This window comes from Pseudoalteromonas sp. T1lg88 (genome assembly GCF_002964765.1).
Taxonomy (GTDB): domain Bacteria; phylum Pseudomonadota; class Gammaproteobacteria; order Enterobacterales; family Alteromonadaceae; genus Pseudoalteromonas.
The window spans coordinates 556589-580491 of the sequence record NZ_PQCF01000032.1 but is presented as its reverse complement, the minus strand read 5'-3'; the positions used below and the strand labels follow the sequence as shown (position 1 = coordinate 580491).

General features: G+C 48.3%; 21 protein-coding genes and 1 pseudogene. 13 read left to right on the top strand and 9 right to left on the bottom strand.

Features of this window, described 5'->3' with window-relative positions:
• Nucleotides 1-66: 66 nt before the first annotated feature.
• The 6 genes from serS to lrp all read right to left on the bottom strand — a co-directional run bounded on the left by serS (nucleotide 67) and on the right by lrp (nucleotide 6975).
• Nucleotides 67-1362, bottom strand: coding sequence for a serine--tRNA ligase (serS, locus tag C2M34_RS14185; RefSeq protein ID WP_105215976.1), 1296 nt, complete (start codon nucleotides 1360-1362; stop codon nucleotides 67-69).
• An 8-nt stretch (nucleotides 1363-1370) separates the two neighbouring features.
• A complete protein-coding gene (crcB, locus tag C2M34_RS14180) occupies nucleotides 1371-1754 on the bottom strand; it encodes a fluoride efflux transporter CrcB (RefSeq protein WP_249318882.1) in 384 nt (127 codons plus the stop codon).
• Complete coding sequence (locus C2M34_RS14175) at nucleotides 1741-3042, bottom strand: replication-associated recombination protein A (RefSeq protein WP_105259298.1); 1302 nt, start codon at nucleotides 3040-3042, stop codon at nucleotides 1741-1743. Before C2M34_RS14175 ends, crcB begins: the two co-directional genes overlap by 14 nt.
• Nucleotides 3043-3088: 46 nt before the next feature.
• Nucleotides 3089-3730 (bottom strand): outer membrane lipoprotein chaperone LolA, encoded by a 642-nt coding sequence (gene lolA, locus C2M34_RS14170; protein WP_105215988.1) that lies wholly within the window; start codon nucleotides 3728-3730, stop codon nucleotides 3089-3091.
• A 20-nt stretch (nucleotides 3731-3750) separates the two neighbouring features.
• The gene (locus tag C2M34_RS14165; RefSeq protein WP_105259131.1) at nucleotides 3751-6369 is read right to left on the bottom strand and encodes a DNA translocase FtsK; all 2619 of its coding nucleotides are present in this window, start codon (nucleotides 6367-6369) and stop codon (nucleotides 3751-3753) included.
• Between the two features lie 126 nt (nucleotides 6370-6495).
• Nucleotides 6496-6975: a leucine-responsive transcriptional regulator Lrp gene (gene lrp / locus C2M34_RS14160; RefSeq protein WP_105259130.1), complete on the bottom strand. Its 480-nt coding sequence runs from the start codon at nucleotides 6973-6975 to the stop codon at nucleotides 6496-6498.
• A gap of 142 nt (nucleotides 6976-7117) precedes the next feature.
• Here lrp and ald point away from each other — a divergent pair, with 142 nt between their 5' ends.
• Entirely contained in the window at nucleotides 7118-8239 is a 1122-nt protein-coding gene (gene ald / locus C2M34_RS14155) for an alanine dehydrogenase (RefSeq protein ID WP_105259129.1), read from the top strand.
• 71 nt (nucleotides 8240-8310) lie between these two features.
• Here ald and pssA read toward each other — a convergent pair whose 3' ends face one another.
• The gene (pssA, locus tag C2M34_RS14150) at nucleotides 8311-9636 is read right to left on the bottom strand and encodes a CDP-diacylglycerol--serine O-phosphatidyltransferase (RefSeq protein WP_105259297.1); all 1326 of its coding nucleotides are present in this window, start codon (nucleotides 9634-9636) and stop codon (nucleotides 8311-8313) included.
• Between the two features lie 257 nt (nucleotides 9637-9893).
• Here pssA and trxB point away from each other — a divergent pair, with 257 nt between their 5' ends.
• From trxB to infA, 4 genes are all read left to right on the top strand, one after another.
• Nucleotides 9894-10847, top strand: coding sequence for a thioredoxin-disulfide reductase (gene trxB / locus C2M34_RS14145; RefSeq protein ID WP_105199095.1), 954 nt, complete (start codon nucleotides 9894-9896; stop codon nucleotides 10845-10847).
• A gap of 42 nt (nucleotides 10848-10889) precedes the next feature.
• Nucleotides 10890-11621, top strand: a complete 732-nt coding sequence (gene aat / locus C2M34_RS14140) for a leucyl/phenylalanyl-tRNA--protein transferase (protein ID WP_105198941.1) — start codon at nucleotides 10890-10892, stop codon at nucleotides 11619-11621.
• Entirely contained in the window at nucleotides 11599-12309 is a 711-nt protein-coding gene (locus C2M34_RS14135; RefSeq protein ID WP_105259128.1) for an arginyltransferase, read from the top strand. Before aat ends, C2M34_RS14135 begins: the two co-directional genes overlap by 23 nt.
• 91 nt (nucleotides 12310-12400) lie before the next feature.
• Entirely contained in the window at nucleotides 12401-12619 is a 219-nt protein-coding gene (infA, locus tag C2M34_RS14130) for a translation initiation factor IF-1 (protein ID WP_023401681.1), read from the top strand.
• Between the two features lie 82 nt (nucleotides 12620-12701).
• Here infA and clpA read toward each other — a convergent pair whose 3' ends face one another.
• Nucleotides 12702-14975 carry an ATP-dependent Clp protease ATP-binding subunit ClpA gene (gene clpA / locus C2M34_RS14125; RefSeq protein ID WP_105198939.1) on the bottom strand — a complete coding sequence of 758 codons (2274 nt, stop codon included), beginning with the start codon at nucleotides 14973-14975 and terminating at the stop codon, nucleotides 12702-12704.
• Nucleotides 14976-15002: 27 nt separating this feature from the next.
• Nucleotides 15003-15320, bottom strand: a complete 318-nt coding sequence (gene clpS / locus C2M34_RS14120) for an ATP-dependent Clp protease adapter ClpS (protein ID WP_105189777.1) — start codon at nucleotides 15318-15320, stop codon at nucleotides 15003-15005.
• Nucleotides 15321-15520: 200 nt separating this feature from the next.
• Here clpS and cspD point away from each other — a divergent pair, with 200 nt between their 5' ends.
• From cspD to C2M34_RS14080, 8 genes and pseudogenes are all read left to right on the top strand, one after another.
• Nucleotides 15521-15742 carry a cold shock domain-containing protein CspD gene (gene cspD / locus C2M34_RS14115; protein ID WP_105198938.1) on the top strand — a complete coding sequence of 74 codons (222 nt, stop codon included), beginning with the start codon at nucleotides 15521-15523 and terminating at the stop codon, nucleotides 15740-15742.
• A 304-nt stretch (nucleotides 15743-16046) separates the two neighbouring features.
• Nucleotides 16047-18269 (top strand): NADP-dependent isocitrate dehydrogenase, encoded by a 2223-nt coding sequence (locus tag C2M34_RS14110; RefSeq protein ID WP_105198937.1) that lies wholly within the window; start codon nucleotides 16047-16049, stop codon nucleotides 18267-18269.
• A 56-nt stretch (nucleotides 18270-18325) separates the two neighbouring features.
• On the top strand, nucleotides 18326-18979 hold the full coding sequence (locus tag C2M34_RS14105) for an rRNA large subunit pseudouridine synthase E (RefSeq protein WP_105259127.1): 654 nt from the start codon (nucleotides 18326-18328) through the stop codon (nucleotides 18977-18979).
• Entirely contained in the window at nucleotides 18972-19415 is a 444-nt protein-coding gene (locus C2M34_RS14100; RefSeq protein ID WP_105216015.1) for an NUDIX hydrolase, read from the top strand. Before C2M34_RS14105 ends, C2M34_RS14100 begins: the two co-directional genes overlap by 8 nt.
• Nucleotides 19416-19501: 86 nt before the next feature.
• Entirely contained in the window at nucleotides 19502-20602 is a 1101-nt protein-coding gene (mnmA, locus tag C2M34_RS14095; protein WP_105198934.1) for a tRNA 2-thiouridine(34) synthase MnmA, read from the top strand.
• Nucleotide 20603: 1 nt separating this feature from the next.
• Complete coding sequence (gene hflD / locus C2M34_RS14090) at nucleotides 20604-21206, top strand: high frequency lysogenization protein HflD (RefSeq protein ID WP_105198933.1); 603 nt, start codon at nucleotides 20604-20606, stop codon at nucleotides 21204-21206.
• A 70-nt stretch (nucleotides 21207-21276) separates the two neighbouring features.
• The gene (gene purB, locus C2M34_RS14085; RefSeq protein ID WP_105259126.1) at nucleotides 21277-22644 is read left to right on the top strand and encodes an adenylosuccinate lyase; all 1368 of its coding nucleotides are present in this window, start codon (nucleotides 21277-21279) and stop codon (nucleotides 22642-22644) included.
• A gap of 112 nt (nucleotides 22645-22756) precedes the next feature.
• Nucleotides 22757-23898, top strand: a pseudogene (locus tag C2M34_RS14080) (cupin domain-containing protein).
• Nucleotides 23899-23903 lie beyond the last annotated feature (5 nt).

The window sequence follows — 23903 nt, the reverse complement described above, 5'->3', positions numbered from 1 at the left end:
AGGTTTAAATTCAAAGCACAAAAAAAGGCCACCACTAGGCGACCTTTTTTATTTCTGTATCAGCGCTTATTGCGCGCGAATAACTTCCAAGCCGCCCATATATGGACGCAGTACACTTGGTACCACAACAGAGCCATCGGCTTGCTGATAGTTTTCCAAGATAGCAACCAGGGTACGGCCAACGGCCAGGCCTGAGCCATTTAGGGTATGAAGAAGCTCTGGCTTCTTCTCACCGGCGCGGCGGAAACGCGCCTGCATACGGCGCGCCTGGAAATCACCCATATTTGAACATGATGAGATCTCACGGTAAGTATCCTGAGCCGGCAACCAGACTTCCAGGTCGTAGGTTTTAGTTGCGCCAAAGCCCATGTCGCCGGTGCACAGCACGACTTTACGATACGGCAGCTCAAGAGCCTGTAGAATTTGCTCGGCGTGGCCGGTTAGCTCTTCTAATGCCTGCATTGAGTCTTCCGGTTTAACCAGTTGTACCAATTCAACTTTATCAAACTGGTGCTGACGAATTAGACCGCGAGTGTCACGCCCATAGCTGCCCGCTTCACTACGAAAACAGGGTGTGTGTGCCGTCATGCGCACAGGTAACTGCTTTTCATCGAAGATTTCATCGCGTGCGCAGTTTGTAAGAGGTACTTCAGCGGTTGGAATTAAGCTAAAACCTGCATCATGCTCGCCAAGTTTTTCAGTGTGGAACAGATCTTCGGCAAACTTAGGCAACTGACCGGTACCGAACAGGCTGTCCTTGTTTACCAAATAAGGTACGTACATTTCGGTATAGCCATTTTTATCTGCATGCGTATCAAGCATAAATTGCACAAGTGCACGGTGCATACGCGCAACCTGGCCACGCATCACGGTAAAGCGTGCGCCTGATAGTTTTACACCTGCTTCGAAATCCAAGCCTTTATCTAATGCTTCACCAAGGTCAACATGGTCTTTCACTTCAAAATCGTATGACTTTGGCTCGCCCCACTTACTTACTTCAACATTGTCAGCTTCATCATTACCTACAGGCACTTCTTGTGCTGGCAGGTTTGGTAAGCCAGACGCGATATCGTTTAGCTCGGCTAAAACATCGTCTTGTTCTTTTTTCGCGTTTTCTAACTCGTCGCCTAAGTGCGCAACGGCATCAAGTAGCGGCTGAATATCTTCACCCTTGGCTTTGGCTTGGCCGATGGCCTTGGAACGGGAGTTACGCTCGCTTTGTAGTTCTTGTGTTTTTACTTGTAGTGCTTTGCGCTTCTCTTCAAGCTCGGCAAGCTTGGCAACGTCTAATTCGAAACCACGCGTTTTTAAACGTGCGGCTGTTTGCTCTACGTCCTGACGGAGATACTTTGAGTCTAACATGTGAGTTATTAACCTTTTTGCGTTGTTAGCATGAGGCCTAGTGCAGCCATAAAAATACACACCCCGACATTGAGCAGGATGTTTAACGCCACTTTCAGCCACTGACCTTGCTGCATTAGCAGCAGGGTATCGAGCGAAAATGTTGAAAATGTTGTTAGTGCGCCTAAAAACCCTATTCCCAGGGTCAGGCGGTGCGGATCGGTCAGTATTTCACGATCCAAAAGGCCGTATAAAACGCCCATTAACAATGAACCGAGAATATTAACCGTCAGCGTACCAAAAGGGAATCCCTTGGACAGGAGTTTTAGTGCTAATTCATTAATACCAAAGCGCATACAAGCGCCAAGCGCCCCACCTAGGGCAATCAAAAGATAGGTATTAATCACGCTCATAGCGTTTACGCAGACTCTGCTGGTCGCGCTCCTTGAGATATTGCAGCTTATCGGCGATGCGCTTTTCCAGACCCCTGTCGCTGGGGTGGTAGTACTGAGTTTGCGCAATCTCCGGCGGGAAGAAGCTCTCACCGGCCGCGTAGGCGCCGGGTTCGTCATGGGCATAACGATAATCTGCGCCAAAGCCCTGCTCTTTCATCAAGGCCGTGGGGGCATTACGCAAATGTAAAGGTACGTCGAGATCCGCGGTCGCTATGGCATGACGTTTTGCCTCTTTAAAAGCGGTATAAACGGCATTGCTCTTTGGTGCGCTGGCAAGGTAAATGGTGGCCTCGGCGATGGCACGCTCGCCCTCGCTAGGTCCCACGCGGTGATAAATGTCCCAGGCGTTTAAAGCCACTTCCATGGCTTTGGGATCGGCGGTGCCGATATCTTCGGTGGCAATAGCCAATAAGCGACGTGCCACATACAGAGGATCACCACCGGCGGTAATAATACGGCAATACCAATATAAAGCCCCGTCCGGGCTTGAGCCCCGAACCGACTTATGAAAGGCAGAAATCAAATCGTAATAGTGGTCACCGCCCTTGTCATAGCGGGCGACCATTTGCGGTGCGACCTGCTGCATAACTTCCTGGTCGATCACCACGCCTTTAGTTGCGGTTGACTCCTTTGCACTAATGGCATAGGTAGCGGCAAGCTCGAGTAAATTAAGCACGCTGCGCGCATCGCCAGAGGCACCCTGGCACAGTTGCTCCAGGCTATCATCGGCAATGCTGATATGAGCATTTATTAACTCATCATCCTGCGTCAGTGCCTGGTTCACTACGGCCTTGAGTTCATCCAGACTCAGCTTTTTCAGGGTGTAAACGCGGGCTCGGGACAGTACCGCATTATTCAGGGCAAAAGACGGGTTTTCGGTGGTCGCACCGATAAAGATAAAGGTGCCGTTTTCCACATAAGGCAACAGGGCATCTTGCTGCGACTTATTAAATCTATGAACTTCATCGACAAATAACAGGCTGCGACGCCCTTGCTGCAGGCTCAGTTGCGCTTGCTCGACGGCGTCGCGTATATCTTTCACTCCGGCGGTAACCGCAGAAAGCGTGATAAATTCAGCGTCGCAGTGATGGGCAATAATATGCGCCAAAGTCGTTTTCCCTACTCCCGGCGGACCCCATAAAATAAGGCTGTGGCATTGGCCCGAGGTAATGGCACGGTAAAGGGGTTGATCTGGGCCAAGAATATGGCTTTGGCCTATGTATTTCTGTAATGACGTAGGACGCATGCGCGCCGCAAGTGGGCGCACATCGGGGGCAAAGTCGAGGGAAAAACTATTCGCCACTTAACTGGCTTCCTCGCTGCTCCCTTTGGTCATCAATAAAGACCTGCTCGGGAATGGTAAATTCAAAGCGCCCATCGTCAATGTCGTTATTGATTTGCGCATCCTTGAATTCAAATTTAGAGCGCTGCCCGGATTGGTCGGTAACCTCAAGCGCGGAGATCTGCTCTTGCTCATTAAAATACAGACTAAGCTGCTCTACCTGGCCCTGCTCCTTGCTAATGGGTTTTACCGCAAAGCCGTTTTCAATGGCGGTAATGGTAAATTTTTGCCACAGCTGTTCATCATCCGTGGTTAATAAAATAAAGGGTGTATTGTCGATAAGTTTGGCGGTATCAAGCAAGGTTACCTGCTCGGCAAAAGGATCGAAATAATAGCTGTCGACACCGTTAGAGACGAACAGGGTCTCATCAGGCGTTTGCTGCTGCCAGCGAATTTTACGAGGTTGCTCTAACTGCAACTGACCATTGCTTTCGCTTACCAGCTCGCCTTCAGGGTCAAAAACCTGCTGGGAGAATTCGCTGCTCAGCGAGTTTAAACTCGCTAACTTTTCCTTTAGCGCCTTGGCATCATCGGCCAAGGCATGAGTAGCTGTTAGAGAAAAAAGCACAGCAGACATAAAAATACGTTTCATAATACCTCCAATACAGGCAATTAATTGGCGTTGTTTTTCACCAATACTTCACGGGTGCCATTATGCCCCGGCGGGCTAACCAGCCCTGAAATTTCCATTTGCTCGACCAGGCGAGCGGCGCGGTTGTAACCAACGCGTAGTTTACGCTGCACACTGGAAACCGATACGCGACCACTTTCAATCACAAAAGCCACGGCTTCATCATAGAGCGGGTCGGCCTCACCGTCTTCACCCTCAGGCACCTCGCCCGGCAGTAAGACGTCTTCCACAGCATCGCCATTGAGGATTTCATCCACATAATTTGGCTTACCGCGGGCCTTCCAATCGCTCACCACCGCATGCACCTCATGGTCATCAACGAAGGCACCATGCACACGTATCGGCACGCTGGTACCCGGTGGTAAATACAACATATCACCCATGCCCAAGAGGTTCTCGGCGCCCTGCTGATCTAAAATAGTGCGCGAGTCGATTTTTGACGACACCTGGAACGCCATACGGGTCGGGATATTGGCCTTAATCAGACCTGTGATCACATCCACTGACGGTCGCTGTGTAGCCAGTACCAGATGGATACCTGCGGCACGGGCCTTTTGCGCGATACGGGCGATCAGCTCTTCCACCTTCTTGCCCACTATCATCATCATGTCGGCAAATTCATCGATCACCACCACGATACTTGGCAACTTATCCAGCTCTTGCGGGCCATCTGCCATCCCATCCGTATCCTTAAACAAGGGGTCGAGAATGGGTTGCCCTGCTGCTTTGGCATCCATTACCTTTTGGTTATAACCCTTAAGGTTACGCACCCCAAGCGCCGACATTAGTTTGTAGCGACGTTCCATCTCACCCACACACCAACGCAGAGCGTTGGCCGCCTCCTTCATATCTGTGACTACTTCACATAAAAGGTGGGGGATCCCTTCGTACACCGAAAGCTCAAGCATTTTCGGGTCGATCATGATTAAACGCACATCTTCCGGCGGCGACTTGTATAGCAAGCTTAAGATCATCACATTAACGCCCACTGACTTACCGGAACCCGTGGTACCGGCTACTAGCAAGTGCGGCATTTTTGCCAAGTCGGCCACTACAGGCTGACCGGCGATGTCCTTACCGAGCACCATGGTTAATGGCGATTTATTCTGTTCAAACTTGGGGGCGTTAATCACTTCCGACAGGCGCACCACTTCACGGTGTTTATTTGGCAACTCCAGACCAACATAGGTTTTACCTGGGATCACTTCAACCACACGCACGCTGACGGCGGAGAGTGAACGCGCCAAATCTTTGGCTAGACCGGAAATCTTCGCTACCTTAACACCGGGAGCCAGGTCCAACTCAAAGCGGGTTACAACGGGACCCGGGTACACACCAACCACCGCGGCCTGCACGCCAAAGTCTTGTAATTTGGCCTCAACCAAACGCGACACAGCTTCAAGTTCTTCTTCAGAAATCGGGTTCTTTTGTTTATCCGGGCGATCTAGCAGGTCCAACGAAGGTAAAGGCGCCATAGGAGGCTGCTCGGCCATCAATTGGTCAAACTTTTCTTTCGCCGATAGCGGCTGGTTATTTAAGGGCGTGTGCGCCGCTTGGCCATTAACAGCTGGCTTTGGCATTGCCTGAGGCTCAGATTTAGCTAAGGGTTGCTCACGGTCTAATTCGTTAAGCGCGTCAGCGGTATCAAAGCCTTCACCATCGGTGGCACTAAAGGCCATTTCATCGGCGAAGATATCGTCAAGTTGATCCAATGCCGCATGCTGTTGCTTACGTGGTGCAGCAGTGTTATTTGGCGCTAAAGAGTCAGGTTCGATGTTAAACTCACCATCAAAAGCCGGCTCTTCCTTTGCTTGTGATTTAGGCTCGGGAGCAAACATGGCCGCGGCTTTTTCCATTAATGAGGCTGTTTTTTGTTTAGCCGCTGCACTGTCTTGTGTCTGCGTTCTTATTTCCTTGTCCGCAGGCGCGTCCTGAAGCATTTTAACCTCGGCGGCACTGCCTTCAAGGGCCGGTTGCAACTCGGCTTGCTCATATTCATCACGCCACTGACCGCGTTTGCGCTGGAACCAATTCCACAGCCAAAGCCCGGCTTTCATAACCCAGGCACCTAAGGTATCGACAAACTGCACCCAGGAAATACCGGTTAACAGCGTTAAGCCGGCAAAAAAGAAACACAATAAAAGAATGGAGGTGCCGGTAAAATTAAAGGCGGGCATCATGGCGCCGGCGATAACATCCCCTACTACCCCACCGGAAGAAAAATAAAAAATATCATCAAAATTAACCGAACTGATTGCCGTGGCGCTTAGTACAAACAAAACCAGGCCGATAAGGCGCAAGGCCAGAGTGATGTAGTCCAGGCGAAGTACCTGATGGGGACGCTTAAAAGCAAAGTAGCCAAACAGCTGCACGCCAGCGGGCACTAAAAACGCCAACCAGCCAAAACTAAAGAGAAGAATATCGGCCAACCAGGCCCCTGCTGTACCTGTGATATTTTTAACATCGACAAATTCGCCGGTTTGCGACCAGGATGGGTCGGCAGGATCGAAACTGATAAGTGCGCATAATATGAAAATGGCAAAGGCGGTGCTTATGATTAAGCCCGTCTCAAGTAGTCTTTGTACACCATTTAGGCGCATATTCCTTTATCCTTATTATTTATCTAGATATTTCGGCGCAATACGCCTACCTTACCAATTCTAAGCACAAGATGCACTGGGTTTATAATCAGTAATTGTAATTGCAACCCAGGCTTTACGCCTCTATTAGGGTACCTGGGGACGAATGATCAAAGCCTCTTCGCCTTTGACTTCTTCCATTACTACGTAGGTACGGCTTTCGCTGATGTTTGGCAACTTTAACAGTATGTCGCCAAGTACCTGGCGGTATTCCGACATATCCGTTACCCGCGTCTTTAACAGAAAATCAAAATTCCCCGACACCAGATGACACTCAACAATTTCATCGTGCTTTTTCACCGCCTGGTTAAATTCGTCGAATACATCTGGCGAGGTCTTGGTAATGGTGACTTCTACATACACCAAGAGGCCCTGCCCTAATTTCGCCGGGTCAACCACAGCTTTATAGCCACGGATGTAACCCTCACGTTCGAGCTTTTTAACCCGCTCCAGACAAGGGGTGGCGCTCAGGCCAATGCGCTTGGCCAGTTCAACGTTAGAAATACGGCCATCACGCTGTAATTCGACTAAAATTTTACGGTCGATTCTATCGAGTTGTTGATGCATGTTTGATAATAGTTAATTGCACTGAATTTAGAATTAATAAAGTTTAATACACTGGCTACAGATTGCAAAATAGTGAGACACACTATTTGGCCATATGTACAATAGTGAAAAATTTTTCCGTTCAAAAAAGGTATAGTTACTTATGATTATCGGTGTACCAAAAGAGATTAAAAACCACGAGTACCGTGTGGGCATGATCCCAGCAAGCGCGCGCGAGCTGATCGCTCACGGTCACGAAGTGATCGTTGAAACCAACGCGGGCTTAGGTATTGGCTTTACCGACGAAGACTATATTGAAGTTGGCGCTAAAATCTTGCCAACTGCAGCTGAGATTTTTGCTCAGGCTGAAATGATCATCAAAGTAAAAGAGCCGCAAGCCGTTGAGCGTGCGATGCTGCGTGAAGATCAAATTCTATTCACTTACTTGCACCTAGCACCAGATCTTCCACAAACCGAAGACCTAGTGAAAAGTGGCGCTATCTGTATCGCTTACGAAACAGTAACCGATGCTAAAGGCGGTCTACCTCTTCTTGCTCCTATGTCAGAAGTTGCTGGTCGTATGTCAATCCAAGCCGGTGCTCAAGCGCTTGAGAAGTCTAAGCAAGGTCTTGGCATGCTACTAGGCGGCGTTCCAGGTGTTGAGCCTGCAAAGGTTGTTGTTATCGGTGGCGGTATGGTTGGTCGTAACGCGGCGCAAATGGCAGTAGGCCTAGGTGCTGACGTAACCATCCTTGACCGTAACATCGACGTACTGCGTAGCCTTAACGCACAATTTGGCTCACTGGCTAAAGTTGTTTACTCAACTGCTGATGCCCTTGAGAAGCATGTTGTTGAAGCTGACCTTGTTATCGGTGGCGTACTTATCCCAGGTGCAGCTGCACCTAAGCTAGTAACTGCCGAGCACATCAAAGCGATGAAGCCTGGTGCTGCAATCGTTGACGTAGCAATCGACCAAGGCGGTTGTATCGCGACTTCTAAGGCAACTACACACGATGAACCTACCTTCATCGTTGATGACGTTGTTCACTACTGTGTTGCTAACATGCCTGGCGCCGTACCTCGTACTTCTACGTTCGCCCTAAACAATGCAACTCTGCCTTACATCATCAAGCTAGCGAACAAGGGCTACAAGCAAGCGCTACTTGAAGACGAGCACTTCCTAAAAGGTCTTAACGTGATCAAGGGTAAGGTAACGTACAAAGAAGTAGCAGAAGCGTTCAACATGGAATATGTTGACCCACGCACTGCCGTTGAAACACTATAATTTAGAGTTAGTGTTTACGAAAAACCCGCCAATCGGCGGGTTTTTTATTTGCTTAATATTTTTTAAAAAGGCTAGATAAAGCGCTTAATAATAAAGTCGACCTTTACGCGCTTGGCCTGACCCAATATCTTTTGTACCGGCTCTGGATAATCGCTCAGTTGCTCAAGTTCGGTGTAGCTTTCTAGTCGCGTACAATGGGCCATAATGGCCGCTTTTTCCCGCGCGACCGCGTCCACAAGCTGACCTTTGTGATCATCGATAAAAATACCGTTTTCTATATCCAGACCCCAGGCTCTGGGGTTGAGGTTATGGCCACTTAGCAGGTGGTAACGGTTATCAGAACAAATGCCTTTAAGATGGAACGAGTTCTTCTCATGCTGCCATAAATACACATTGAGGTTACCGGCATCCACATAACGCTGTTGGGTTTTCAAAAACTTAGCCAAGATTGTTTCATATAGATACGGCAGCGCCCCCACCTTGGAGAATTTTTCCTCCGGCGGAATATAGAAATCATTGGCGGTTTTATCCCCCACCACTATGGTGACTTGCTTACCCTGGCGTAATAATCGACGCAATGCGCGTAACAAGGGCGTGGGGAAATTAAAATAAGGGGTGTAAAGCACCAGTTCCTGTTCGGTGATATCGAACAGCTGCTTGATCAGGCGATTAAGCTTGTTATTTCTGCGTCCTAAACCGATAAAGGGGCGTACCGTTAAATCGCTCTCGCCTTCATTTTTGGCCAAGGCATAACTGGCTTTTTTTAGTGCCTTAACCAACTTGCGGTGTTCGCTCTTAATATCGATGAACTTGGGGATGGGCCTAGTGTCCAATCGTGGCACCGCATCACTTGCCAATAACACCTGGTCGGTAAATTCCACAAAGGCGTCACATAGCTGCGCTTGGCGTATCAAAAAATAACGGTCGAGGCGATACTTATCAAAATACTGCAGGTACACATTATTTAGGCTGGCGCCGCTATAAAGTAAGGTATCGTCGATAACAAAACCTTTTAGGTGCAACACGCCAAAAAGCTCTTTGGCTTTCACCGGCACACCGTAAACCTGCACATTGGATTGATGTTGTTCAAGGGCGCTCAGATACAGGGCTGCATTGCCTTCACTGGCCGCTGCGCCAATCAAGCCGCGTTGGGCACGATGGTAATCGACCAATACCTTTACATCTAATTCTGGGTTGTTTTGCGAGGCTTTGTGAAGAGCTTCGAGAATTTCCCGCCCCGCTTCATCGTCCTGTAAATACAAGGCGGTGATATAGATGCGCTGTTTCGCATTGGCGATCAGCTCAAGTAGCTTGGTTCGATAGCTTTTTGCATCAAGTAGTATGTCTATATCTTGTTGTTCGAGGCCATAGCCTGCTTGATGTTGCCAAAAATACATAAGGCCCTTATTTTTCTGCTTCGCCATCAGCTTGGCGCTGTCTGCGAGTTTTTATTTGCCTAGAACATAGCAAAAAAAATATCTAAGGTCATGAAATAACGCTTAGGCTATCGCTATTTGCTGTTTAATCACACAGTACAGTTATTTTGACAGCCTAGGTATTTATGCAAATGGAAAATTCGTAATTTTGTTTACATATGGATTGTTTTTCTTAGAATCACCCGCATAACCTAATTCTATAAATTCATTTGAGACGTATTATGAGCGCCAAACACTGCAAACTACTTATCCTTGGCTCTGGCCCTGCTGGTTACACAGCCGCCGTTTATGCTGCCCGTGCTAACCTAAACCCGGTATTGGTTACCGGTATTCAACAAGGCGGTCAGTTGACCACCACTACTGAAGTTGAAAACTGGCCTGGCGATGCCCACGGTTTGACCGGCCCTGCACTGATGGAGCGTATGAAAGAGCACGCCGAGCGCTTTGAAACTGAAATCGTCTTTGACCATATCAACGAAGTAAACCTCAATGTACGCCCGTTTGAGCTAAAAGGTGACAGCGGCACTTATACCGCCGATGCCCTGATCATCGCCACCGGTGCTTCAGCTAAGTACTTGGGTCTTGAGTCAGAAACTGCATTCCAGGGTCGTGGTGTGTCTGCCTGTGCAACCTGTGATGGTTTCTTCTATAAGAATCAAAAAGTGGCTGTTGTTGGTGGTGGTAATACCGCCGTTGAAGAAGCCCTTTATCTTTCTAACATCGCTTCTGAAGTACATGTTATCCACCGTCGTGACAGCTTCCGCAGTGAGAAAATCCTTGCCGACCGTCTGCTAGAAAAAGCAGAAAACGGCAACGTGACCATTCACTGGAACCGCACCCTTGACGAAGTTCTGGGTGACGAAATGGGTGTAACTGGTCTGCGTATGAAAGACAGCCACTCTGACGCTACCGAAGAACTTGATTTAGCTGGTGTATTTATTGCTATCGGCCACAAGCCAAATACCGATATGTTCCAAGGCCAACTGGAAATGAAAGACGGTTACCTGGTTGTTGAGTCTGGTCTTAACGGTAATGCTACGCAAACCAGCATCGAAGGCGTATTTGCTGCCGGCGACGTGTCTGATCATATCTACCGTCAGGCCATTACCTCGGCCGGTACAGGTTGTATGGCGGCGCTGGATGCCGAGCGTTACTTAGATAACCTTAAGTAATATAATTGGGGCTTAGGGTTAAGACCCTAGGCCCCAACGTTTATGACTCAGTATTTGCATTACCTTGGCAGCGTTGGAGAAGGTTTCCCCGACCCCAACACAGCTCTGACCCAACCCGATGGCCTACTTGCCATAGGCGGGTGTCTATCGCTGCCGCGCCTGCAGCAAGCCTATCAGCAAGGCATTTTTCCCTGGTATAGCGAAGGCGAGCCATTAATGTGGTGGTCTCCGAGTGAGCGAGCCATTATCGAACTCGATGAGTTTCATATCAGCCGCAGCCTGAAGAAGGCAGCACGCCGTCTTAATACCCGCGTCACCATCAATACTTGTTTTGCCGATGTGATACATGCCTGCAAGATGCAACGTCAGGACGTTGAAGGCACCTGGATCACAGATGCCATGGAGCAAGCCTATATCCATGCCCATGAAAACGGCTTAGCGCACAGTGTGGAAGTATGGCAAGACGACACACTTGTCGGCGGCTTATACGGTATTATGCAGTCTCGGGTGTTTTGTGGTGAATCGATGTTTTTCCATGTTCCCGAATGCTCTAAATTGGCCATGTGGGCGCTGGTTGAATTACTCAAAGCCAATAATGGCACCTTTATTGACTGTCAGTTGATGAATCCCTACCTAGAGCAATTAGGGGCAAAGGCCCTGTCACGCCAGCAATTCTTGACTAAACTAAAGGAAAGTAACCATCAGTCGATAGACTTGTCATTTTGGCAAGCTCGGCAGTTAGAGACTCCTTATGACGCAACACCTTCCGATTAAAATCGGCCTAAGTCAGCGTTTCCCCTGCAGTTACTTGGCCGCTCAGGAAGAGCAATTACTGGTTATTCTAGACCCGGTTTGTTACAGTCCAAATGGATTCGAGGCCTTGTTAAAACAAGGATTTAGACGCAGTGGCGAGCAGATCTACCGGCCCCATTGTCCAACCTGCAATGCCTGTCAGGCGGTGCGGGTATTAGCGCTCCATTATACACCCAGCCGCTCGCAAAAACGTCTGATAACCAAGGCAAAAGAGTTTCAGGTGCGTATCAGTAAGCGCGAAAAAGCCGAATATTATCCCTTGTACGAGCGTTATATTAATGCCCGCCATAACGATGGCACCATGTTCCCGCCACAGCGCTCACAATTTGACAGTTTTTTATTTTGTCACTGGATGGATATAGACTTTATTGAGCTGTGGGATAGGGACAAGCTGATCGCCGTGGCGGTCACCGATGTGATGGCCCATTCCCTTTCCGCCATTTATACCTTTTTCGACCCCGATTATGAGCAGTTGAGTCTGGGCAGTTTAATGATCATTAAGCAGATCCAATTGGCGGCAGATTGGGGTAAGCGTTACCTGTATCTTGGTTATCAAATAGACGAGTGTCGTAAGATGCGTTACAAGCTACAGTACTTGCCCGCACAACAACTGCGCAATAATCATTGGGAAGACGTAATTTGCCTGTAAAATCGACAAATTCAGTGCCTTGGCTTTACTTATCCGTTGCTTTTCGGCACAATCCCATGCGTTTAACTATCACAGAGGTGTTACGCTAGATATGGCGAAAGAAGACGTAATTGAAATGCAAGGTACGGTACTAGAAACCTTGCCTAATACAATGTTCCGTGTAGAGCTTGAGAATGGTCACGTAGTTGTGGCTCACATTTCCGGTAAAATGCGTAAAAACTACATTCGTATTTTAACTGGCGACAAAGTAACAGTGGAACTTACGCCTTACGATCTATCAAAAGGCCGTATCGTTTTCCGTGCACGTTAATACGCCTGCACGCTAAGCCGATTTAGCAAAAAGCCCAGCAAGTGCTGGGCTTTTTGTTATCTGCCGTTTGCCTAACATGTCATTAGGCTGGACTCAATTGCGACGCATAGGTAAATGACAAGCAGTCGTTATCCGTGTCCACATCAACCTGAACATCGCCGCCGTCAGTCAGGCTGCCGAACAGGATTTCATTGGCCAATGGCTTTTTCAATTGCTCCTGTATTACCCGAGCCATGGGACGTGCCCCCATTGCCTTGTCGTAGCCCTTCTGGGCCAGCCAACGACGAGCAGCATCGCTAAGCTCCAGATTAACAGATTTCTTATCAAGCTGGGCTTGCAGCTCCACCAGGAACTTATCCACCACAAGCAGGATGATCTCGCTATCGAGGTGATTAAACCAGATGATGTTGTCGAGACGGTTTCTAAACTCAGGTGAAAACACCTTGTTTATCTCGCTCATAGCATCAAAAGAGCTGTCCTGATCGGCAAAACCTATGCTGTTTTTCACCGTCTCCTGTACCCCGGCATTGGTGGTCAATACCAGTACCACATTACGGAAGTCGGCCTTGCGACCATTGTTATCCGTCAATGTGCCATGATCCATTACCTGCAACAGTATGTTATAGATGTCGCTGTGTGCCTTTTCGATTTCATCGAGTAGCACTACGGCATGAGGGTGTTTTATTACCGCATCGGTCAGCAAACCGCCCTGCTCGTAACCCACATAACCAGGAGGCGCACCAATCAAACGGCTGATCGCATGGCGTTCCATGTATTCGGACATATCGAAGCGTAAAAACTCAATGCCCATGCATTTGGCCAGCTGCTTGGTAACCTCGGTTTTACCCACACCAGTCGGACCGGCAAATAGGAAAGAACCCACCGGTTTGTCTTCATTAGCCAATCCAGAGCGTGATAAGCGAATGGCCGACGATAAGGCGTCAATGGACTGATCCTGACCAAAGACCAGCATCTTGAGGTTGCGGTCCAGGTTCTTCAATACTTCCTTATCGGACGAAGACACGCTTTGCTGTGGAATACGGGCAATCTTGGCAATGATCTGCTCAATATCCGCCACATTAATGGTTTTCTTACGCTTAGACACAGGCTGCAAACGCTGATTGGCGCCTGCTTCATCGATAACGTCTATGGCCTTATCCGGCAAATGACGTTCATTAATGTATTTGGCGCTCAGCTCGGCCGCCGCACGCAGTGCTTTTTGCGTATAACGAATACCATGGTGCTCTTCGTAACGCTCTTTTAAGCCATTAAGAATTTTCGTGGTGTCATCGATACTTGGTTCATTGATATCGATTTTTTGGAATCGACGTACCAAGGCACGGTCTTTTTCGAAAATATTCTTAAATTCGTTATAGGTAGTTGAACCCATGCAGCGTATCTGGCCGCTCGATAACAGCGGTTTGATCAGATTCGATGCATCCATGACCCCACCCGATGCCGCTCCGGCACCGATTATGGTATGAATTTCATCGATAAAGAGAATGGCACCGGGTTGTTGCTGCAGCTGTTTAAGAAGGCTTTTTAAGCGTTTCTCAAAGTCGCCGCGGTATTTAGTACCGGCAAGCAAGGCACCCATATCCAGCGAGTACACCACGCCATCGGCGATCACTTCAGGTACCTCGTTATTGACGATACGATAGGCCAGGCCCTCGGCAATAGCGGTTTTACCCACCCCAGCTTCACCCACCAGTAGTGGGTTATTCTTTTTACGGCGACACAATACCTGCACCGTGCGCTCCACTTCTTGGTCACGACCAATCAGAGGGTCGACCGAGCCTTTTTGTGCTTCCACATTAAGGTTAGTGGTGTATTTATCGAGAATATTTTGCTCTTCGCTGGCCTCGCCCACCAATTCTTCGGAAATTTCTTCGTGATCGTCAATATGTTCACTTTCATCATCGGCACGGGAAATACCATGAGAGATGAAGTTAACGATATCAAGGCGATTAACATCATGTTTTTTAAGCAAATAAACGGCTTGGCTTTCCTGCTCCGAGAAAATAGCGACAAGCACGTTAACGCCAGTGACTTCACTTTTACCGGACGACTGCACATGAAATACCGCGCGCTGCAGTACACGTTGAAAACCTAAGGTGGGCTGGGTCTCACGCTCTTGTTCAAGATCTGAGATCACCGGTGTGGTTTCATCAATAAACTCAGATAATTCACTGCGTAACAGGGCCAAATCCAAACCGCAGGCAATTAAGGCCTCGTTGGCCGATGGGTTATCCAATAGCGCCAGCAATAAATGCTCGACCGTCATAAATTCATGACGACGGGTGCGGGCTTCTTTAAACGCATCATTTAAAGTAATTTCTAGATCTTTATTTAGCATTGGCAACCCCCAAAACTGAAAAACTCGTTATTCCTGCTCACAACTACAAAGCAGTGGATGCTCATGCTCTCTGGCATAGCGATTAACCTGCTCGGTTTTGGTGTGGGCAATATCTGCAGGATAGATACCGCATACCGCTTTACCCTCATGGTGAACTTTGAGCATAACGTCTGTTGCTCTTTCGCTATCCATATTGAAAAAAGTCATTAAAACTTCGATAACAAAATCCATTGGTGTGTAGTCATCGTTATTGAGTATCACCTTGTATTTACGTGGCGGCTGCAACTTTTGCTTCTGCTCGTCACGACTACGCTCTACAACACCAGAATCTTTCATTCCACTCATAAATAAATATAGTCTTCTCTGTAGATCTCAAGCAAACACGAAATCAAAAATAAATAAACTGTTAAAAAAATGCACAAAATACTTGACTGAATGGGCAAATAAACTACAGTCAAGTTTGGACTGTCTATCTATTAGCCAGTCTATCAAACTATCAGGTTTAGATTAACTAAATTAGTCAACTTATAGAAGGATGTAGAAGTATGGCTTGTGGAAAAGTCAAATGGTTCAACAATGCCAAAGGGTTCGGTTTTATCCAGGAAGTAGGCAGTGAGGAAGACATCTTTGCACACTACTCAACCATTAATATGGATGGATACAAAACACTAAAAGCTGGCCAAGACGTAACCTTCGAATTGCAACAAGGCCCCAAGGGTCTACACGCCACAAACATTCTACCCACTGATGGCTCCGAGGTCATTTGATCGGTAAATGCTAAGCGTCTTGCACTAACAGCTATGCTGTTCGGTCACGTCTAAGAGCGAGCTTATGCTGTAACTAGCTCGCTTTGATCCCCTCTGTACCCCCTTATTTTACTCGTCGCTACGTAAAGTTTTCCCTTATTCTGTAAACAATACTTGAATTTTTAATATCCGCCCTAACCTAAAGGTGAATGGAGCTTTTCTCTTTTGCTTGTTAAACTGCACCGCAGTGACAGCAGATGTCGGTCTTTTTAGGTGGATTTTTTTGCCTAGGCCGATAATACACAACGATAAATTAGGACACAAAATGACCTCGAAAATCATTTACACCAAGACTGATGAGGCGCCAGCTCTGGCTACCTATTCTTTGCTTCCTGTAATCGAAGCAGTTTCAAAAGTTGCTGGTATCGATGTAGAAACTCGCGATATCTCTCTTGCCGGCCGTATTATTGCCCTATTCCCTGAGTTTTTAAACGAAGACCAGCGTATCGGTGATGCCCTTGCCGAGCTAGGTGAATTGGCTAAAACACCAGAAGCAAACATCATCAAGCTTCCTAATATCAGTGCATCAGTACCGCAGCTTAAAGCCGCGATTAAAGAATTGCAGGCCCAGGGTTATGCCCTTCCTAACTACCCTGATGAGCCTAAAAACGAGCAAGAAGAAGATATCAAAGCCCGTTACGACAAGGTTAAAGGCAGCGCCGTAAACCCGGTATTACGTGAAGGTAACTCAGACCGTCGCGCGCCAGCGTCGGTAAAAGCCTATGCCCGTAAAAACCCTCATTCAATGGGTGAGTGGAGCAAGGACTCGCAATCTAGTGTTGTATCAATGACAGACGGCGACTTCTTCGGCTCAGAAAAGTCTGTAACCGTAGAAAAAGCGACCAGCGTACGCATCGAGCATGTGGCTGATAACGGTGACATCACGGTATTGAAGCCAGAAGTAAAACTACTAGACGGCGAGATCATCGACGGTTCTTGCATGAGCGTATCTAAGCTACAGGCCTTTATTGCCGAGCAAATCGATGCAGCTAAAGCACAAGGCGTGTTGTTCTCATTGCATATGAAAGCAACCATGATGAAGGTGTCAGACCCAATCATCTTCGGTCATGCAGTAAAAGTATTCTACAAAGACGTATTCGCTAAGCACGGCGCCCTATTTGAAGAGCTAGGTGTAGACGTAAATAACGGTCTTGGCGATGTATACGCTCGTATTGAAGGCCTAGACGAAGCCAAGCGCAAAGAAATCGAAGCCGACATCATGGCGGTATACGAGCAGCGCCCAGCGGTTGCCATGGTAGACTCAGACCGCGGCATTACTAACTTGCACGTACCAAGCGATGTGATCATCGATGCGTCAATGCCAGCGGCCATCCGTTCTTCTGGTCAAATGTGGAACGCCGACGGTCAGCTACAAGACACTGCTTTCGTAATTCCAGACCGTAGCTACTCTGGCGTATACGATGCGACTGTTGAGTTCTGTAAAGAGCACGGCGCATTCAACCCAAGCACCATGGGCAGCGTACCAAACGTAGGTCTGATGGCACAAAAAGCCGAAGAATACGGTTCACACGACAAGACGTTTGAAATCAAGAGCGCGGGTAAAGTACGCGTTGTTGATGCAAATGACACTGTGCTTATCGAGCATGATGTTGAAGCCGGTGATATCTGGCGTATGTGTCAGGTGAAAGATGCACCTATCCAAGACTGGGTTAAACTGGCCGTAAATCGTGCCCGTGCCACTAACACTCCTGCAGTATTCTGGCTAAATGAAGCCCGCGCACACGATGCCGAGCTTATCAAAAAGGTTAACGCCTACTTGCCAGAGCACGACACCAGTGGCCTGGAAATCCTTATCCTAGACCCAATTGCTGCAACCAAGTTCTCACTTGAGCGTATTAAAGAAGGTCAGGACACTATTTCAGTAACAGGTAACGTACTACGTGACTACCTAACTGACTTGTTCCCAATTCTTGAGCTGGGCACCAGTGCGAAAATGCTGTCTATCGTTCCTCTTATGAACGGTGGTGGCCTATTCGAAACCGGCGCTGGCGGTAGTGCACCTAAGCACGTACAGCAGTTCCAAAAAGAAAACCACTTACGTTGGGATTCTCTAGGTGAGTTCCTTGCCCTTGCCGCATCTTACGAGCACCTAAGTGCCCGTACTAACAACGCCAAAGCGCAGGTACTTGCTGATACATTGGATCAAGCAACGGCTAAGTTCCTTGACGAGAACAAGTCACCTTCACGTAAAGTGGGTGAAATTGATAACCGTGGCAGCCACTTCTTCCTGACCTTGTTCTGGGCTGAAGCACTTGCTGCACAAGACGCTGATGCGGATCTTAAAGCACGTTTCACCGAGGTAGCAGCGCTACTTCGCGAGAATGAGCAAACCATCATCAAGGAACTAAACGACGCACAAGGTCCAAGCATGGATATCGGCGGTTACTACCAGCCAAATGAAGAGCTTGCGTTCAAAGCTATGCGTCCAAGCAATACTTTCAATGCGATTCTTGCTAAACTAGCTTAATCGTATCGAATGCAATATCAAGGCATCCAATCGGGTGCCTTTTTTATTTTTACTCCATGACAAAAAAGCCCAATAACACACGCTCACGCCCGTTTTCAGGTAAACCAGCGGATAAAACCCGATTTAAGCGGAAACCCGCCAAGCCCAGCGTGCCGCCACAGCAAGTTAAGGTGGTTTTATTCAATAAACCCTATGATGTGCTGTGCCAGTTTACCGATGATGCCAACCGTCGTACCTTGGCCGATTACATAGACATCAAGCAGGTTTATGCCGCAGGTCGTCTCGACCGCGACTCCGAAGGTCTGTTGCTTTTGACCAACTGCGGCAAGTTGCAGCACCAGCTCGCCAACCCCAAGAAAAATACCTATAAAACGTATTGGGTTCAGGTAGAAGGTGCTCTCACCGATGCTGCCTTGCACGCTTTACAACAAGGCGTTGAACTCAATGATGGCATGACCCTGCCCGCCAAAGTCAAGATCATCGACGAGCCACAAGGACTTTGGCCGCGCACGCCGCCAATACGCGAGCGGAAGAATATCCCCACCACCTGGCTTGAAATTCAGATCCGAGAAGGTCGCAACCGCCAGGTGCGACGCATGACCGCCCATGTCGGCTACCCGACCCTGCGGCTCATTCGCGCCGCCATAGGTAGCTATCGCTTGGGCGATTTACAAAGCGGCCAGTACCGTTTGGAGAAAAAGCATGTATAGACCTAATGTTACCGTCGCCATGGTGTTAAAAAGTGGCGAGCGTTATTTGATGGTGCAAGAACGTGACAAACTAAGCGGCGAAGTGGTTTTTAATCAACCGGCCGGGCATTTGGAAGAAAATGAATCTCTCCTTCAAGCCTGTACCCGCGAGCTTTATGAGGAAACCGGGATCACAGCTGCGCCCTTAGGTCTGGTGGGTATTTACAGTTTGCAGGCAAAAAATGGTGTCCATTATCTGCGCTTTTGCTTTTATGGCGAGCTGGAACAGTGTCTTGAACCCAAGCCGCAGGACGCGGATATCATGGCTTGTCACTGGTTAACACATGAAGAAATCCAATCTCTGGCGCTTCGCTCCGAGTTAGTCCGCCAATGCATTGATGATTCCCAATCACGGCCCTTGATCCCCCTGAGCCATTTAAGCTATCAAGTGGGTTAACAAGCCCACCTTGCCACTTCAAGCCCTTGGGTAAGCGTGATATAATTCGCGCCTTTAAAGCCAAGTGATGTGAAAATTCAGTTCCTATGAGCGATAACAGCCAAATTAAAGTAATCGTCGGCATGTCCGGTGGTGTTGACTCATCCGTATCCGCTTACCTGTTAAAAGAGCAAGGCTATCAAGTCGAAGGCCTGTTTATGAAAAACTGGGAAGAAGACGACAACGATGAATATTGTGCCGCTGCAGAAGATCTGAAAGACGCACAAATGGTCTGTGAAAAGTTAGGAATCGAATTACACACGGTTAACTTTGCCGCCGAATACTGGGATAACGTGTTCGAGTACTTCCTTGCCGAATACAAGGCAGGACGTACCCCCAACCCGGATATTATGTGTAACAAGGAAATCAAATTTAAAGCCTTTTTAGAGTTTGCCGCCGAAGCCTTGGGCGCCGACTATATCGCCACCGGCCACTATGTGCGCCGTGAAGAGCGCGATGGTAAGTTCGCCATGCTCCGCGGTGAGGACGACAACAAGGATCAAAGTTACTTCCTGTACACCCTAAGCCATGAGCATATCGCCCAAACCCTGTTCCCCGTAGGCGAATTACCTAAGCCGCAGGTACGTGAAATCGCCGAGCAACAAGGCTTAGTGACCCACGATAAAAAAGACAGTACCGGTATCTGTTTTATCGGCGAGCGTAAGTTTAAAGACTTTTTACAACGTTACCTTCCAGCCCAACCCGGTGTAATCGAAGACACGGATGGCAACGAGGTGGGTGAACACGAAGGTTTGATGTATCACACCCTAGGTCAGCGTAAGGGCCTGCATATCGGCGGTCTAAAAGAAGGCTCTGGCGAGCCTTGGTATGTGGTCGACAAAGACATAGAGCGCAATGTGCTGGTTGTAGGTCAGGGTAAAGACCACCCTCGCCTCTATAGCAATGGCCTTAATGCAGATCAGCTGCATTGGGTTGACCGCGTTGGTCCTAAAGGCACGGCACGCGTTACGGTGAAAACCCGTTATCGTCAGCATGACATTCCTTGTACTTTATTAGTTGGCCAAGACGGCGTTGCTCGCGTGCTCTTCGATGAGCCGCAAAAGGCGGTAACTCCAGGTCAATCAGCGGTATTTTACGACGGCGATGTCTGCCTTGGTGGCGGTATTATCGACTCGGTGATCCGCTAGTATGAACGCCAATCAAGTGATGGCCCTGGCGGCCATGTGCCAAGTAGCCCTGCAGGTGCAAAAGCTGGCCAAATACGGCCAGTCACAACAGCATGAAATTGAGCCGCTACTCAATTCCTTGTTAGCGACCGATGCCGACAATGCCGAGCAAATTTACGGCAGCAGTCGTAATCTTCATTCTGGCTATCGCGCCCTGGTTTCTCAGTTAAGCCCGGGCAGTGATAAAAACGTCGAGCTGGTCAAATACGTCGGTGGCTTAATTCAACTTGAACGCATCCTGAGCAGCAAGCCGCAAGCCCTGGCCGAGCTTGGCCGCGATATAGACCTGGTAAAAAATAAATTAAACCACTTAGACCTGCTTGATGAGTCTATTATTGCCGCCTTTGCCGATACCTATGCCCGCATCATCAGTCCGCTTGGGCAGCGCATTCAGGTATTCGGTCAACCAGCACTATTAAAACAAAGCAGCATTCAAAACCGTATTCGTGCCCTGCTCTTGGCAGGCATACGCGCGGCGGTGCTATGGCGTCAGGTCGGTGGTAAACGCCGCCACTTTATATTTGCCAAACGCAAAATATTGGCCTTAGCTAAAGAACACATTTAAACCCCGGCTTGTGAGTTATTGGCTTGCAAGCAAATAAAAGATAATCGTTCAACGTAACTTAGGAGTTAATATGGAGCTTTCAGCGTTAACCGCGATCTCTCCGGTAGATGGGCGCTACGGTAGTAAGACAACTGAACTACGTAGCATTTTTAGTGAATTTGGTCTGATCAAATACCGCGTACAGGTAGAAGTACGTTGGTTACAAGCCCTCGCCGAGGCCAAGGAAATTGCAGAAGTTCCAGCGTTAAGCGCAGAAGCCAATGCCCTGCTTGATAGCATAGTTGCAAACTTTAGCGAAGCCGATGCGGCCCGCGTTAAAGAAATTGAACGCACCACCAACCACGACGTAAAAGCGGTTGAATACCTTCTAAAAGAAAAAGTGGCCGATAACGCCGAGCTTAATGCCGTTAACGAGTTTATCCACTTCGCCTGTACCTCTGAAGATATCAATAACCTGTCACACGGCCTGATGCTAAGCGAAGCGCGCGATACCGTATTGCTTCCTTACATGGATCAGCTACTTGACGCAGTTAAAGAAAAAGCCGTTGAATACAAGTCAATCGCCATGATGACACGTACTCACGGTCAGCCTGCTTCACCTTCAACCATGGGTAAAGAGTTTGCCAACGTGTACATGCGTCTTAAGCGCCAGCGCGATCAGGTTGCTCAAGTAAGCATGCTAGGTAAAATCAACGGTGCCGTTGGTAACTATAACGCTCACCTAAGCGCCTACCCTGACTACGACTGGCACACACATGCAGAAAAGTTTGTTACCAGCCTAGGTCTTACTTTTAACCCGTTCACCACGCAAATCGAACCACACGACTACATCGCCGAGTTGTTCGATGCGGTAGCGCGTTTCAACACCATTCTTATCGACTTCGATCGTGACGTTTGGGGTTACATTGCTCTTAACCACTTTAAGCAAAAGACCATTGCCGGCGAAATCGGTTCATCAACCATGCCGCATAAGGTTAACCCGATCGACTTCGAAAACTCAGAAGGTAACCTGGGTCTGGCCAATGCGATTTTCGCTCACCTGGCGCAAAAGCTTCCAATTTCACGCTGGCAGCGCGACCTAACCGACTCAACGGTTCTACGTAACCTGGGTGTTGGCATGGGTTATACCCTAATCGCTTTTCAAGCGACCCTAAAAGGGATCAGCAAGCTTGAAGTAAATGCCGACCGTTTACTTGCCGAACTTGATCAGAACTGGGAGCTACTTGCAGAGCCAATTCAAACGGTAATGCGTAAGTACGGTATCGAAAAGCCGTATGAAAAGCTAAAAGAGCTGACTCGCGGTAAGCGTGTTGATCAGGTGGCTATGGCCGAGTTTATCGACACGCTTGAACTACCAGCAGAAGTTAAAGCGCAATTAAAAGAACTAAGCCCAGCCAACTACATTGGCCGCGCCGTTGAGTTCATTGATAACCTTTAATTTTCAGCACTAGAATATGCTATAAAGCGAAAGATGCAGCCAAAAGCGCAGCTCTTTCGCTTTTTTTATACCAATTCTGTTAAGTAAGTAAATTGGTATTATAGGAGTAACCATGTACAGCCTAACAATAAACGAGCTCAGCAAGGCGCAATTTTTAGCGCAATACTGGCAAAAACAACCCCTACTCATTAAGGGCGGCTTTAAAAATTTTGTTGACCCGATCGATGCAGAAGAACTCGCCGGTCTGGCAATGGAAGAAGGGATAGAGTCGCGTATCGTCACTAATAGCGACGGTTGGCAATGTGCCAATGGCCCTTTTGAAGACTTCAGCACCCTAGGCGAAGAGCACTCTACCCTGTTGGTACAGGCGGTCGACCATTGGCACCCTGATGCTGCCGAGCTGGTTGAGCCATTTCGTTTTATTCCCAATTGGCGCATTGATGACTTGATGGTGAGCTATTCCACCCCGGGCGGCGGCGTGGGTCCGCACATAGATCAGTATGATGTGTTCATTATTCAAGGTTCGGGTAAACGTCATTGGCGAGTTGGTCAGGTTGATAAAAGCGTACAACAATTTAGCGCCAATAAAGGCCTGCTCCAGGTTGGCCCTTTTACTGCGGTTATCGATGTCGAACTAGAGCCCGGTGATATTCTCTATATTCCGCCTAATGCGCCACACGAAGGTTATGCCATTGAACCATCGCTAAACTATTCAATTGGTTTTAGAGCGCCGAATCAAACGGATCTACTCTCTGCATTCGCCGACCACCTCATTGACCATGACCTAGGGCAAGCGCGTTATGGTGATGAACAGCTAACGGAGCGCCCCAGTCGCGGTGAACTAACCAGTGATGAAATCGCCCGCCTGCGTAAATTAATGATTGCCGCCATTGACGACGACAGCACCTTCTTGCGCTTTATCAGCGAAAGTCTCAGCGAGCCTAACATGATAAGGACTTATTGCCCTTAGATGAGCCGCTAGAAGAACACCAGGTAATGGATTTCCTTAGTGATTATCCCCTTTTACACAAGGCCGGAGGTCTGAGATCTCTTTACCTAGAACAGCAAGATGCCGTTATCCTTGCCGTTGAAGGCCACAGCTTTTGCCTGCCAATCAATCACTTGGAAACCGTAAAACTATTATGTGATGAGCAAAGCATAGCTACCCATGTGCTGGCAATGAATACAAGCTGTTTACTTTTCAGGCAGACATTAGCTACACTGATCAAAGAAGGTTATTGGTTTGCAGATTAGGAGGG

Bases quoted from the DNA above. Each gene is read 5' to 3' on its own strand.
- cspD (WP_105198938.1), top strand. From the start codon at position 15,521: ATGGCTTGTGGAAAAGTCAAATGGTTCAACAATGCCAAAGGGTTCGGT.
- clpS (WP_105189777.1), bottom strand. From the start codon at position 15,320: ATGAGTGGAATGAAAGATTCTGGTGTTGTAGAGCGTAGTCGTGACGAG.
- purB (WP_105259126.1), top strand. From the start codon at position 21,277: ATGGAGCTTTCAGCGTTAACCGCGATCTCTCCGGTAGATGGGCGCTAC.
- serS (WP_105215976.1), bottom strand. From the start codon at position 1,362: ATGTTAGACTCAAAGTATCTCCGTCAGGACGTAGAGCAAACAGCCGCA.
- C2M34_RS14165 (WP_105259131.1), bottom strand. From the start codon at position 6,369: ATGCGCCTAAATGGTGTACAAAGACTACTTGAGACGGGCTTAATCATA.
- C2M34_RS14175 (WP_105259298.1), bottom strand. From the start codon at position 3,042: ATGCGTCCTACGTCATTACAGAAATACATAGGCCAAAGCCATATTCTT.
- aat (WP_105198941.1), top strand. From the start codon at position 10,890: ATGACTCAGTATTTGCATTACCTTGGCAGCGTTGGAGAAGGTTTCCCC.
- pssA (WP_105259297.1), bottom strand. From the start codon at position 9,636: ATGTATTTTTGGCAACATCAAGCAGGCTATGGCCTCGAACAACAAGAT.
- infA (WP_023401681.1), top strand. From the start codon at position 12,401: ATGGCGAAAGAAGACGTAATTGAAATGCAAGGTACGGTACTAGAAACC.
- hflD (WP_105198933.1), top strand. From the start codon at position 20,604: ATGAACGCCAATCAAGTGATGGCCCTGGCGGCCATGTGCCAAGTAGCC.
- crcB (WP_249318882.1), bottom strand. From the start codon at position 1,754: ATGAGCGTGATTAATACCTATCTTTTGATTGCCCTAGGTGGGGCGCTT.
- clpA (WP_105198939.1), bottom strand. From the start codon at position 14,975: ATGCTAAATAAAGATCTAGAAATTACTTTAAATGATGCGTTTAAAGAA.
- C2M34_RS14135 (WP_105259128.1), top strand. From the start codon at position 11,599: ATGACGCAACACCTTCCGATTAAAATCGGCCTAAGTCAGCGTTTCCCC.
- C2M34_RS14100 (WP_105216015.1), top strand. From the start codon at position 18,972: ATGTATAGACCTAATGTTACCGTCGCCATGGTGTTAAAAAGTGGCGAG.
- mnmA (WP_105198934.1), top strand. From the start codon at position 19,502: ATGAGCGATAACAGCCAAATTAAAGTAATCGTCGGCATGTCCGGTGGT.
- lrp (WP_105259130.1), bottom strand. From the start codon at position 6,975: ATGCATCAACAACTCGATAGAATCGACCGTAAAATTTTAGTCGAATTA.
- lolA (WP_105215988.1), bottom strand. From the start codon at position 3,730: ATGAAACGTATTTTTATGTCTGCTGTGCTTTTTTCTCTAACAGCTACT.
- ald (WP_105259129.1), top strand. From the start codon at position 7,118: ATGATTATCGGTGTACCAAAAGAGATTAAAAACCACGAGTACCGTGTG.
- C2M34_RS14110 (WP_105198937.1), top strand. From the start codon at position 16,047: ATGACCTCGAAAATCATTTACACCAAGACTGATGAGGCGCCAGCTCTG.
- C2M34_RS14105 (WP_105259127.1), top strand. From the start codon at position 18,326: ATGACAAAAAAGCCCAATAACACACGCTCACGCCCGTTTTCAGGTAAA.